The organism is Catenulispora pinisilvae, from assembly GCF_015356865.1.
GTDB classification, from domain to species: Bacteria; Actinomycetota; Actinomycetes; order Streptomycetales; family Catenulisporaceae; genus Catenulispora; species Catenulispora pinisilvae.
The window spans coordinates 1-1,710 of sequence record NZ_JAAFZA010000486.1; the positions used below are offsets into that span (position 1 = coordinate 1).

Annotated in this window: 2 protein-coding genes; both read right to left on the bottom strand. The window is 68.2% G+C overall.

Annotated elements, in window-relative coordinates:
- A partial coding sequence (locus tag IZR01_RS49060) for an NF041680 family putative transposase (protein WP_194927875.1) occupies window positions 1–1,323 on the bottom strand: 1,323 nt, incomplete at its 3' end.
- A 101-nt stretch (window positions 1,324–1,424) separates the two neighbouring features.
- Window positions 1,425–1,710 (bottom strand): hypothetical protein (locus IZR01_RS51905; RefSeq protein ID WP_228561453.1); only part of this gene is annotated, 286 nt, incomplete at its 5' end.

Sequence of the window (1,710 nt, forward strand, 5' to 3'; positions counted from 1 at the left end):
GGGTTTGGGTGCGCTGGCTGGTAGCGGCAGTATCGGGCGCAGGTTGCGAAACCCTCGGCGGACGCGGGCCGGGGTCAGGCGGCCGGGTGCGGCGGGTTTCTCCCAGGGGTGGCGCAGGTCGGCTACAAGGGGTCGGGCCAGGCGTAGTTGGGTGTGGGCGGCGATGACCAGCCAGGTCCAGCGGTCGGCGGCTTGGGGTGAGCGGATCTTCGGGGCGGTCCAGCCCAGGGTTTGTTTGAACAGCCGGAAGGTGTGCTCGATGTCGAAGCGGCGTAGGTAGGCCTGCCAGAGGCGGTCGAGCTGGGCCGGGTCGGCGCCGGTGATGGCCGTCCACAGCCACATCGGTGCCGGGTGGCGGTTCCCGGGCAGGTGGTCGACCTGCAGTCGGATGATGGTGCCCTCGATGACCGGTAGGGGGCCGTCGTGGTCGGCCCAGCGGTTGCGGTGGGTCAGTTGGGGGTGCAGCCGGTCCCAGCAGGTGGCGGTGGCGGTGCCGCAGCGTGGGGTGTCGCTGGTGGTGGTGACTGCCGGGGTGGGGTGTGTGCTGGCATCGGCCAGGGCGAAGGCCGGGCCGTGGATGGCCGGGCGGCCACCGCGCGGGCCGACGCTGGCGGCGGGGAAGCGGAACACCCGATCGCTGCGCAGCCGTCCGACCAGCAGCACCGGCAGATCGGCCAGCCTGTATGCCAAATGCGGGATGTCATAGCCGGCATCCAGGCAGATGGTGATCGGTGCATCGCCGTGGCTCCAGTGCCCGGCCTCGATCAGGCGCTGCACCACCCGGCGCAGTTGGGTGGCGGTGACTTCGGCGACCTCATCGGCCGGGGTGATCCGGACCGCGTCCAGCACCGCGGTCCAGCAGGTGCGGCCGGATTCAAGCGCGGCCACTACCGAGTACGGCCATCCCGGGATCGTCAGCGCGGAGCCGCCGCCACGGTTGCGGACATGGCAGAAGGCCCGGTCCGGGCTAGTCACCGCATCTGGACGCAGCCAGTTCGACACGTCGACGGCCAGCACGATCCGCCCGTCGCCGGTGCGTGGCACCGGCAGATTGGCCAGCAGCGTGGATAGTCGGGCTACCTCGATGCGCCCGGCGTTGATCCCGTCATACAGCGCCCCGTGCCCGCGCCGGTGCTCGACGGCCAGCGCCAGATCCACCAGCTGCCGCACCGGCCCGGGAGCGCACAACAACGCCTCGGTCAGCTCGAACAACTCATCCGCCCGCGCCTGCAAACAGGCATGCAACCCCCGGCGGAACTCCGCCAGAGTCTCCAGGTCCCCACCGGCCTCGACGCGGCGGAACAGATCGGCAAAACTAGGCACGGCGGTCTCCCGGATGCGGTGCGTTCTTGGTCGAACACCAGCATCACGCGGAGACCGCCGCTTGTCAGGGCGTTGAAGAACCTCGGGCCAAACGATCAGGCTCAGGTTAAAAGGCAAGCTTCATCACAGTTTTTGACCTTGATCTGGCTCTTGATCTCGCTTGTGCAGTTGATTTTTCCTGTGATCTCGATCTGGTTCTTGTTCCGACTTGCCGGAGTGGAAGAGGCCTGAGGCGCGGCGGGGTTGTGAACGCGTAAACCGGCGGCCGACAAACACACCCGCCGCCCCGAACCCCGAACCGGCACAACCATGACCGAAGGCCGTAAAAAGCTTCTAAAAACCACACAGCCAACCGCAACCAGCCCCGCGAACTCCAGCCCCCACCCC